The organism is Streptomyces sp. NPDC059201 (genome assembly GCF_042754585.1).
Lineage (GTDB): Bacteria > Actinomycetota > Actinomycetes > Streptomycetales > Streptomycetaceae > Streptomyces.
The window spans coordinates 202,151-211,825 of sequence record NZ_JBHZBB010000011.1 but is presented as its reverse complement, the minus strand read 5'-3'; the positions used below and the strand labels follow the sequence as shown (position 1 = coordinate 211,825).

10 protein-coding genes are annotated in these 9,675 nt (G+C 72.4%); 4 read left to right on the top strand and 6 right to left on the bottom strand.

Features of this window, described 5'->3' with window-relative positions; genetic code table 11:
- The first annotated feature begins 63 nt into the window (after positions 1-63).
- The gene (gene sph, locus ACFXMG_RS30680) at positions 64-1,047 is read left to right on the top strand and encodes a sphingomyelin phosphodiesterase (protein ID WP_383820021.1); all 984 of its coding nucleotides are present in this window, start codon (positions 64-66) and stop codon (positions 1,045-1,047) included.
- A gap of 1 nt (position 1,048) precedes the next feature.
- Here sph and ACFXMG_RS30675 read toward each other — a convergent pair whose 3' ends face one another.
- Positions 1,049-1,537: a hypothetical protein gene (locus tag ACFXMG_RS30675; RefSeq protein WP_383820023.1), complete on the bottom strand. Its 489-nt coding sequence runs from the start codon at positions 1,535-1,537 to the stop codon at positions 1,049-1,051.
- 93 nt (positions 1,538-1,630) lie between these two features.
- A complete protein-coding gene (locus tag ACFXMG_RS30670) occupies positions 1,631-2,113 on the bottom strand; it encodes a macro domain-containing protein (RefSeq protein WP_383820026.1) in 483 nt (160 codons plus the stop codon).
- Positions 2,114-2,214: 101 nt separating this feature from the next.
- Here ACFXMG_RS30670 and ACFXMG_RS30665 point away from each other — a divergent pair, with 101 nt between their 5' ends.
- The 3 genes from ACFXMG_RS30665 (at position 2,215) to ACFXMG_RS30655 (ending at position 3,786) form a co-directional block, all read left to right on the top strand.
- A complete protein-coding gene (locus tag ACFXMG_RS30665; RefSeq protein ID WP_030315760.1) occupies positions 2,215-2,424 on the top strand; it encodes a helix-turn-helix domain-containing protein in 210 nt (69 codons plus the stop codon).
- Complete coding sequence (locus ACFXMG_RS30660; RefSeq protein ID WP_383820029.1) at positions 2,424-2,978, top strand: Clp protease N-terminal domain-containing protein; 555 nt, start codon at positions 2,424-2,426, stop codon at positions 2,976-2,978. Before ACFXMG_RS30665 ends, ACFXMG_RS30660 begins: the two co-directional genes overlap by 1 nt.
- 70 nt (positions 2,979-3,048) lie before the next feature.
- Complete coding sequence (locus ACFXMG_RS30655; protein WP_383820031.1) at positions 3,049-3,786, top strand: MerR family transcriptional regulator; 738 nt, start codon at positions 3,049-3,051, stop codon at positions 3,784-3,786.
- Here the strand turns inward: ACFXMG_RS30655 and ACFXMG_RS30650 are convergent.
- The 4 genes from ACFXMG_RS30650 to ACFXMG_RS30635 form a co-directional block, all read right to left on the bottom strand.
- Positions 3,773-5,947 carry a 3-hydroxyacyl-CoA dehydrogenase NAD-binding domain-containing protein gene (locus tag ACFXMG_RS30650; protein WP_383820034.1) on the bottom strand — a complete coding sequence of 725 codons (2,175 nt, stop codon included), beginning with the start codon at positions 5,945-5,947 and terminating at the stop codon, positions 3,773-3,775. The two genes, ACFXMG_RS30655 and ACFXMG_RS30650, sit on opposite strands and share 14 nt — an antisense overlap.
- Positions 5,948-5,987: 40 nt before the next feature.
- Positions 5,988-7,202: an acetyl-CoA C-acetyltransferase gene (locus ACFXMG_RS30645; RefSeq protein ID WP_383820037.1), complete on the bottom strand. Its 1,215-nt coding sequence runs from the start codon at positions 7,200-7,202 to the stop codon at positions 5,988-5,990.
- A gap of 72 nt (positions 7,203-7,274) precedes the next feature.
- Positions 7,275-8,426, bottom strand: a complete 1,152-nt coding sequence (locus ACFXMG_RS30640) for an acyl-CoA dehydrogenase family protein (protein ID WP_383820039.1) — start codon at positions 8,424-8,426, stop codon at positions 7,275-7,277.
- Positions 8,423-9,667 (bottom strand): CaiB/BaiF CoA transferase family protein, encoded by a 1,245-nt coding sequence (locus ACFXMG_RS30635; RefSeq protein ID WP_383820041.1) that lies wholly within the window; start codon positions 9,665-9,667, stop codon positions 8,423-8,425. The genes ACFXMG_RS30640 and ACFXMG_RS30635 overlap by 4 nt, the downstream gene beginning before the upstream one ends.
- Between the last annotated feature and the right edge of the window lie 8 nt (positions 9,668-9,675).

Genomic DNA, 9,675 nt, shown 5'->3' with positions numbered 1-9,675 from the left:
TAACTATGGCTGGTTGTATGGCCCGCGCCGAGATCAACCCCCCACCACTCGACGGGAGTTCACGTGCCCCTCAACACGTTCCGCCGTATCCCCGGCGCCGCCGTGTCCCTGGCGCTCGCCGCGGCCACCCTCGCGGCGACCGCGCCCGCCGCCTCCGCCGCCCCGGCGACCGAGGCGCCGCGCCTGAAGGTGCTCACCTACAACGTCTTCCTCTTCAGCAAGACGCTCTACCCGAACTGGGGGCAGGACCACCGGGCCCGCGCGATCCCCGCGGCGCCGTTCTTCCAGGGCCAGGACGTCGTCGTGATCCAGGAGGCGTTCGACAACTCCTCCTCCGACGCGTTCAAGGCGAACGCGGCGGCCGCCTACCCGCACCAGACGCCCGTCGTGGGCCGGTCCAAGAGCGGCTGGGACGCCACCGGCGGGTCCTACTCGGCGACCACGCCCGAGGACGGCGGCGTGACGATCCTCAGCAAGTGGCCGATCGTCCGCAAGGAGCAGTACGTCTACAAGGACGCCTGCGGCTCCGACTGGTTCTCGAACAAGGGCTTCGCCTACACGGTCCTCGACGTGAACGGCAGCCGCGTGCACGTCGTCGGCACCCACGCCCAGTCCACCGACCCGGGCTGCTCGGCGGGCGAGGCGGCGCAGATGCGCAGCCGCCAGTTCAAGGCGATGGACGCCTTCCTCGACGCCAAGAACATCCCGGCGGGCGAGCAGGTGATCGTCGCGGGCGACATGAACGTGGACTCCCACACGCCCGAGTACGCCTCGATGCTCGCCGACGCGGGGCTGGCCGGCGCGGACGCCCGCATCGGCCACCCGTACTCCTTCGACACCGAGCTGAACTCGATCGCGGCGGACCGCTACCCGGACGACCCGCGCGAGGACCTCGACTACGTCCTGTACCGGGCCGGCAACGCGCGCCCGGCGAACTGGACGAACCACGTCGTCCTGGAGTCGGCCCCGCCGTGGACGGTCTCCAGCTGGGGCACGAAGTACACGTACACCAACCTGTCGGACCACTACCCGGTGACCGGCTTCTGATTCAGTAGCCGGGGCCGCCGAAGGCGCTGTACGCCCAGGCGGCCACGGCGATGCCGACGAGCGCCAGCACCACCCAGGAGCCGGCGCTCGTGTGCCGCCCCCTGGTCTTGCGCGCCTTCCCCGGCTTCCGCTCCTTCCGGGGCCGCTTGGGTCCGCCCCCGGGCCGCCCCGCCCGGGACGGCCCGGGGCCGGGCTCGGCCGCCGCGGCGACCTCGGCGAGCATCCGGCGACAGACGGTGGCCAGCTCGGCGACGGGCGCCGTCAGGTCCACCACGACCTCGGTACGGGCCGGAGCCGTCGTCCCCCCGTCGAGCAGCCGCCCGGCCCGCAGCAGCGCCCGGTCCTTACCGCCCGTCGGGGCGAGGCTGATCCACCGCCGGACGTGCTCGCCCCGGATCACGACGCCCCCGCCCCGCTCCCGGTACACCGTGTGCTCCCGCCACAGGACCCCGGCCAATTCCGCCGCCGTCTCCCTGAGTTGCGCGTACATCCCACTCCCCTGTTCCCGCCCGCAGACGCGGACCGGCCGCCGACTCTAACCCCCGCGCGCCCGTCCCCCGGGCCCGCCCCCGACCGCCGCCCCTTACGCGCCGAAGTCGTACACGGTGACCGCTATCCCCCGCTCCACCAGCCGCTCCCGCACCAGCGGCTCCACCCGGTCCCAGGTGCCACCCGCGAGCCCGCAGCCGATCCGGGGCATGTGGACCGACGCCCCGAGCTCGACGGCCCGGTCGGCGAGCCGCTCCAGCGCCCGGTCGATCGCCTCGTACCGCACGGGGACCCCGGTGCTCCGCCCGGTGCGGATCCCCCGCTGGCCCACCAGGTTCGCCACCCAGAGGTACGGCGAGACCTGGACGAACTGCGCGGCGCCGAGCCCGAAGTCGTTGGCCGCCCGCTCCCGGTGCCAGCGGCGGAAGGCCGCCTCGGGCTCCGGCCAGCGCCGCGAGACGGCGACCACGAAGCCCTTGCCCCAGCCGCCGATGTCGTTGCAGACGTGGGCGATGATCCGGACCCCCTTGCCCTGGGGCGCGGTGGCGTCTCCTCGTACGTACGTGATCTCGGTCATGGGGGCAGCGTAGGAGGGGGGACTGACAGTGGGGGTGGAGAGCGGCGGGGACGGTGTCAACTGGGGTTGACAGGTCGGTGGTGTCAACCTAGATTGACGGTATGACCGATGCGACCGATCTTGCCGCTCGGGCGGGTGACCGGGATCCGCGGGTGGGACTGCGGGCCGTCTCCGCTCTTCGGCGGCTGTTGGAACAGCTGGAGGCCGTCCAGGTGCGCAGTGCGCGCAACCAGGGGTGGTCGTGGCAGGAGATCGCCACCGAGCTGGGCGTCAGCCGGCAGGCCGTCCACAAGAAGTACGGGAGGCAGTGATGTTCGAGAGGTTCACCAAGGCGGCGCGAGCCGTGGTGAAGGGGGCGGCCGAGCACGCGGAGCGCGGCGAGGACACCTCCGTCACGCCGGAGCACCTGCTGCTGGCGCTGCTCGACCGGGAGGGCACCCGCGCGGCGGTGGTCCTCGGCCGGCTGTGTCCGCCGGAGCGGCGGCCGTCCCTGCTCGCCGCGCTCGCCGACGCCCGCCGCCGGGCCGGGCTGTCCCGGGCGGACGCCGAGGCCCTGGCGGACCTCGGGATCGACGTCGGCGCGGTCGTCGCCCGGGTCGAGGAGACCCACGGCGCGGGCGCGCTGGCCGGCGACCGCAAGGACGCCGGGTGGTGGGCCGGCCGCCGCACCTTCTCGCGGGAGGCGAAGACCGTCCTGGAGAAGTCGCTCCGCGTCGCGCTGGCCCGCAAGGACCGGGAGATCGGCGACGAGCACCTCCTCCTCGCCCTCACCACCACCGGCGGCGCCGTCGCGGAGGCGCTGGCCGACCACGGCGTCACCTACACCGCCGTCGACGCCGCCCTCGCCGCGCCCGCGCCGCTCTGATCCCCGCTGATCCCTTCCGATGTCTCCCAGGGCTTTTACAGTGCTGGTGAGACAGCAATACTGTTGAACCATGGAGGACGCGAGCGACGAGGGACTGCTGCCCGGCTACACCGTCGACGAGCTGGCCGCGCGGGCCGGGGTCACGGTGCGGACCGTACGGTTCTACGGCACGCGGGGGCTGCTGCCGCCGCCGGTGATCGGGCCCCGCAGGGTCGGGCGGTACGGGCAGGAGCACCTGGCGCGGCTGGCGCTCATCGAGGAGCTCCAGCGGCAGGGCATGACGCTCGCCGCGATCGAGCGGTACCTGGAACAGCTGCCGCCCGACCTGAGCGCGCAGGACCTCGCGGTGCACCGGGCGCTGGTGGCGTCCTGGGCTCCGGAGTCCGCCGAGACCATCACCCGGCGGGAGCTGGAGCGGCGCGCCGGGCGGGAGTTGGGCGACCGCGACCTCGAACGGCTTGCGGCCCTCGGGGTGTTGGAGCCGACCGTCGACGACGGGGTGTTCCGGCTCGACGCCTCCCTGCTGCGGCTGGGCGTCGAACTCCTCGACGTGCCCATCGGGCACGAGACGATCCTCGCCTCCCGGACGGTGCTCCTCGACCACGCCCGGTCCGCCGCCCAGGAGTTGGCGCGGCTGTTCCAGGAGGAGGTGTGGAACCCGTACCGGGAGACCGGGGAGGACCCGGACCACCTGACCGCGATGAAGTCGCTCTCGGCGCACATGCAGCCGATGGTGGTCCAGGCCCTCGTCACCGCGTTTCAGCGGTCCCTGAGCGAGGAGTTGCGGTCCGCCTTCAGGAGTCGCTGAAGGTCTCGCCGCGCTCGGCCTTCTCCACCAGGAGGGCCGGCGGGTCGAAGCGCTCGCCGTACGTCTCCGACAGCTCGCGGGCGCGGGCCACGAAGCCCGGCACGCCGCCCTCGTAGCCGTTGACGTACTGGAGGATGCCGCCGGTCCAGGCCGGGAAGCCGATGCCCATGATGGAGCCGATGTTGGCGTCGGCGACCGAGGTCAGGACGCCCTCCTCCAGGAGGCGGACGGTGTCCAGGGCCTCCGCGAAGAGCATCCGCTCCTGCATGTCGCGGAAGGGGATCTCGTACCCCTGCTTGGTGAAGTGCTCGCGCAGGCCCGGCCACAGCTTGCCGCGCTTGCCCGCCTCGTCGTAGTCGTAGAACCCCGCGCCGCCGCTGCGGCCGGGGCGGCCGAACTCGTCGACCATGCGGTCGATGACGGCCTCGCCGGGGTGGGTGGCCCAGACGCCGCCGGACTCCTCGATCGCCTTCTTCGTCTCGTTGCGGATCTTGCGCGGCAGCGTGAGGGTCAGCTCGTCCATCAGGGAGAGGATCTTGGCCGGGTAGCCGGCCTGCGCCGCGGCCTGCTCGATCGAGGCGGGCTCGATGCCCTCGCCGACCATCGCCACGCCCTCGTTGAGGAAGTGGCCGATGACGCGGGAGGTGAAGAAGCCGCGCGAGTCGTTGACGACGATCGGCGTCTTGTTGATCTGCCGGACCAGGTCGAAGGCGCGGGCCAGCGCCTCGTCGCCGGTGCGCTCGCCCTTGATGATCTCGACCAGCGGCATCTTGTCGACGGGCGAGAAGAAGTGCAGGCCGATGAAGTCGTCCTGGCGCTCGACGCCCTCGGCGAGGACGGTGATCGGCAGGGTGGAGGTGTTGGAGCAGAGCAGCGCGTCGGGCGCGACGACGTGCTGGATCTCCTGGAAGACCTTGTGCTTGAGCGTGGTGTCCTCGAAGACGGCCTCGATGACCGCGTCGCAGCCCGCGAGCGCCTGCGGGTCCGCCGTGGGGGTGATGCGGGCGAGGAGGGCGTCGGCCTTCTCCTGGGTCGTACGGCCCCGGGCGACGGCCTTGGCGCAGAGCTTCTCCGAGTACGCCTTGCCCTTGGCGGCCGCCTCGGCGGTGACGTCCTTGAGGACGACCTCGATGCCGGCGCGGGCGCAGGAGTAGGCGATGCCGGCGCCCATCATGCCGGCGCCGAGCACGGCGACCTTGCGGACCTGGGTCTTCTCGATGCCCTTGGGTCGGCTGGCGCCGGAGTTGACGGCCTGGAGGTCGAAGAAGAACGCCTGGATCATGTTCTTCGCGGTCTGGCCGGTGACCAGCTCGGTGAAGTACCGGGACTCGATGACCTGCGCGGTCTCGAAGTCGACCTGGGAGCCCTCGACGGCGGCGGCCATGATGTTGCGCGGGGCCGGGTAGGGGGCGCCGTTGAGCTGCTTGCGCAGGTTGGCGGGGAAGGCCGGCAGGTTGGCGGCGAACTTGGGGTTCGACGGGGTGCCGCCGGGGATGCGGTAGCCGGGGACGTCCCAGGGCTGGACCGACTCCGGGTGCGCGTCGATGAAGGCGATGGCCTTGGCCATCATCTCCTCGGGCGTGGCGGCCAGTTCGTGGACGAGGCCGCTGTCGACGGCGCGCTTCGGGGTGTACTGGGTGCCCTGGAGGAGGACCTTCAGGAGGGCGTCGGTGATGCCCATGAGCCGTACGGTGCGGGCGACGCCGCCGCCGCCGGGCAGCAGGCCCAGGGTGACCTCGGGCAGGCCGATCTTGGAGCCGGGCGCGTCGAGCGCGATCCGGTGGTGGGAGGCGAGCGCGATCTCGTAACCGCCGCCCAGGGCCGCGCCGTTGAGGGCGGCGACGACGGGCTTGCCGAGGGTCTCGATGCGGCGCAGGGCGCGCTTCATGTCCATCGCGGCGTCGAAGATCGGCCGGGCGTGCTCGGGGCCCGCCTGGATCATGTCCTTGAGGTCGCCGCCGGCGAAGAAGGTCTTCTTCGCGGAGGTGTAGATGACGCCGCGGATAGAGTCCTTCTCGGCCTCCAGGCGGTCGGCGACGGCCATGATCGACGTGCGGAACGCCTGGTTCATGGTGTTGGCGGACTGGTTCGGGTCGTCGAGGACGAGGGTGACGATCCCCGTGTCGTCCTGCTCCCAGCGGATGGTGGTGCTCTCGCTCATGGCTGATGCTTCTCCGGTATGAGGGGTGCGGACGGGGAGGTCAGACGCGCTCGACGATGGTGGCGATGCCCATGCCGCCGCCGACGCAGAGGGTGGCGAGGCCGTAGCGCTTGTCCTGGCGCTCCAGCTCGTCGACGAGGGTGCCGAGGATGATCGCGCCGGTGGCGCCGAGCGGGTGGCCGAGCGCGATGGCGCCGCCGTTGACGTTGACCTTGTCCAGGGAGACGCCCATGTCCTTGACGAAGCGGAGGACGACCGCGGCGAACGCCTCGTTGATCTCGATGAGGTCGATGTCGTCGATGGTGAGGCCGGCCTTGGCGAGCGCCTTGCGGGCGGCCGGGGCGGGGCCGGTGAGCATGATGGTGGGCTCGGAGCCGGAGACGGCGGCGGCCACGATCCGGGCGCGCGGCGTCAGCCCGTACCGCTCGCCGATCTCCTTCGAGCCGACGGCGACGAGCGAGGCGCCGTCGACGATGCCGGAGGAGTTGCCGGCGTGGTGGACGTGGTCGATCTCCTCGACCCAGTGGTACTTCTGGAGCGCGACCGCGTCGAAGCCGCCGAGCTCGCCGATGTCCTTGAAGGACGGCTTGAGCCGGGCGAGGGAGTCGGCGGTGGTGCCGGGGCGCATGAACTCGTCGTGGTCGAGGACGGTCAGCCCGGCCCGGTCGACGACGGGCACGATCGAGCGGGCGAAGCGACCCTCCTTCCAGGCGGTCGCGGCGCGCTCCTGGGAGAGGGCGGCGTACTCGTCGACGTCGCGGCGGCTGAAGCCCTCGATGGTGGCGATGAGGTCGGCGCCGATGCCCTGCGGGACGAAGTTCGTCTCCAGGTTGGTCATCGGGTCGGCGAACCAGGCGCCGCCGTCGGAGGCCATCGGCACGCGGGACATGGACTCGACGCCGCCGGCGAGGACCAGGTCCTCCCAGCCGGAGCGGACCTTCATCGCGGCCATGTTGACCGCTTCGAGGCCGGAGGCGCAGAAGCGGTTCTCCTGGACGCCGGCGACGGTGTCGGGGAGACCGGCGGCGATGGCGGCGATCCGGGCGATGTCGGAGCCCTGGTCGCCGACCGGGCCGACGACGCCGAGGACGATGTCGTCGACGGCGGCCGGGTCCAGGCCCGGGTTGCGGGTCTGGACCTCGCGGATCAGGCCGGTGACGAGGTCGATGGGCTTGGTGCCGTGCAGGGCGCCGTTGGCCTTGCCGCGTCCGCGCGGGGTGCGGATCGCGTCGTACACGTACGCTTCGGTGCTCACGGGAAGCCTTTCGCGGTGAGGGTTTTTCGACGAGCGGGAGGTCTGTGGTCAGCCGAGGACGGAGGTCTGCGGTCAGCCGAGCAGGGAGCGGCCGATGATCTCCTTCATGATCTCCGTCGTGCCGCCGTAGATGGTCTGGATACGGCCGTCGGTGAAGGCGCGGGCGACCGGGAATTCGCTCATGTAGCCGTATCCGCCGTGCAGTTGCAGGCAGCGGTCGGCGACGCGCTTCTGGAGTTCGGTCGCCCACCACTTCGCCATGGAGGCGTTGACGGGATCGAGGCCGAGGCCGGTCGGGTCGGCATGCTCGGCGATGCAGCGGTCGACGAAGGTGCGGGTCACCGCGCACTCGGTGGCCATCTCCGCGATCTCGAAGCGCACGTGCTGGAGCTTGGCGAGCGGCCGGCCGAACGCCTCGCGCTCCTTGACGTAGCGGGTGGTGAGCTCCAGGAGGTGCTCGGCGCCGGCGATCCCGGCGACGGCGATGGCGAGGCGCTCCTGGGCGAGGTTGGTCATGAGGTGGACGAAGGCGCCGTTCAGCTCGCCCAGCAGGTTCTCCTTGGGGACGCGGACGTCCGTGAAGAAGAGCTCGGCGGTGTCCTGGGACTTCTGGCCGATCTTGTCGAGGTTGCGCCCGCGCTCGAAGCCCTCCATGCCCCGCTCGACGACGAGGAGGGAGAGGCCGTGGGCGCCGCCCTCGGGGGTGGTCTTCGCGACGACGATCACCAGGTCGGCGAGGATGCCGTTGGAGATGAAGGTCTTGGAGCCGTTGAGGACCCAGTGGTCGCCCTGGTCCTCGGCGGTGGTGCGGATGCCCTGGAGGTCGGAGCCGGCGCCGGGCTCGGTCATCGCGATGGCGGTGACGATCTCGCCGGAGCAGAAGCCGGGCAGCCAGCGGCGCCGCTGCTCGTCGGTGGCGAGCTTGGTGAGGTAGGGGCCGATGATGTCGTTGTGCAGGCCGATGGCGAGGCCGGGCGCGGCGGCACGGGTGAACTCCTCGGCGAGGACGGAGGCGTACCGGAAGTCGGGGTTGCCGCCGCCGCCGTGTTCCTCCTCGACGGCGAGGCCGAGGAGGCCCTGGCGGCCGGCGGCGAGCCACGCCTCGCGGGAGACGATGCCGTCCTTCTCCCACTGCGCGTAGTGGGGCAGCACCTCCTTCTCCAGGAAGGTGCGGACGACCGCCCGGAAGGCTTCGTGGTCCTCGGTGTAGAGCGTGCGCTTCATGCGGTCTTCGACTCCTGGGTGGGCGGGGCGGCCTGGGTACGCAGGGTGGGGACGGCCCAGTCGCGGGCGACCTCGGCGGTGTCGGCGCCGGGCAGGGCGGGGCCGGTACGGAGCGTGCCGGGGGTGGCGGAGAAGCGGGGCGCGGGCGCCGGCTGGACGAGTCCGCCGTGCTCGGCGAAGGTGCCGCGCGCCGCGAGGTGCGGGTGGGCGGGAGCCTCGCGGAGCGAGAGGACGGGCGCGACGCAGGCGTCGGTGCCCTCGAAGACCTCGGTCCACTCGGCCCGCGTACGGCTCCGGAAGCGCGCGGCGACGGCCTCACGCAGCTCGGGCCAGCGGGCTAGGTCGCGGCGGAGGGCGGTGGGGTCGACTCCGGCTTCGGCTCCGGCTCCGGCGTCGGCCCCGGCGTCGGCCTCGGCGCTGGCGTCGGCGCTGGCGTCGGCACCGCCGAGGCCGAGGAGGCGGGTGAACTCGTCGTAGAAGCGTTCCTCCAGGGCGCCGACGGCCATGTGGCCGCCGTCGGAGGTCGCGTACACGCCGTAGAAGGGGCAGCCGCCGTCGAGCAGGTTCGACGCGCGCCGGTCCTGCCAGCCGCCCGCCACCAGCATGGCGTGGATCATGGTGGTGAGGTGGGCGGTGCCGTCCACGATGGCGGCGTCGACGACCTGGCCCTCGCCGTGGGCGCGGGCGTGCTGGAGGGCCGCGAGGACGCCGATGACCAGGTAGAGGGAGCCGCCCGCGTAGTCGCCGACCAGGTTGGCGGGGACGACGGGCGGGCCCTCCGGGTCGGGGCCGATCATGCCGAGGGCGCCGGTGACGGCGATGTAGCCGATGTCGTGGCCGGCGGTGAGGGCGAGCGGGCCGTCCTGGCCCCAGCCGGTCATCCGGCCGTAGACCAGCCGGGGGTTGCGGGCGAGGCAGGCGTCGGGGCCGACGCCGAGGCGTTCGGCGACGCCGGGGCGGTACCCCTCGATCAGCACGTCGGCGCGCTCGACGAGGTCGAGGACGGTCGCGGGGCCGTCCGGGGCCTTGAGGTCGACGAGGACCGAGCGCTTGTTGCGGTTGGTGAGGTCCTTCGCCGGGTCGACGCCCAGGCCGGGGCCGCCGGGCCGGTCGACGCGGACGACGTCGGCGCCGAGGTCGGCGAGGAGCATCGCGGCGAAGGGACCGGGGCCGATGCCGGCGAGCTCCACGACCCGGACACCGGCGAGCGGGCCCGTCCGCTCGGTCTGCCTCGTGTTCATCGAGCCCC

Coding starts and splice junctions, on each gene's coding strand:
- ACFXMG_RS30675 (WP_383820023.1), bottom strand. CDS start 1,537: ATGTACGCGCAACTCAGGGAGACGGCGGCGGAATTGGCCGGGGTCCTG.
- ACFXMG_RS30650 (WP_383820034.1), bottom strand. CDS start 5,947: ATGAGCGAGAGCACCACCATCCGCTGGGAGCAGGACGACACGGGGATC.
- ACFXMG_RS30665 (WP_030315760.1), top strand. CDS start 2,215: ATGACCGATGCGACCGATCTTGCCGCTCGGGCGGGTGACCGGGATCCG.
- ACFXMG_RS30660 (WP_383820029.1), top strand. CDS start 2,424: ATGTTCGAGAGGTTCACCAAGGCGGCGCGAGCCGTGGTGAAGGGGGCG.
- ACFXMG_RS30640 (WP_383820039.1), bottom strand. CDS start 8,426: ATGAAGCGCACGCTCTACACCGAGGACCACGAAGCCTTCCGGGCGGTC.
- ACFXMG_RS30655 (WP_383820031.1), top strand. CDS start 3,049: ATGGAGGACGCGAGCGACGAGGGACTGCTGCCCGGCTACACCGTCGAC.
- ACFXMG_RS30670 (WP_383820026.1), bottom strand. CDS start 2,113: ATGACCGAGATCACGTACGTACGAGGAGACGCCACCGCGCCCCAGGGC.
- ACFXMG_RS30635 (WP_383820041.1), bottom strand. CDS start 9,667: ATGAACACGAGGCAGACCGAGCGGACGGGCCCGCTCGCCGGTGTCCGG.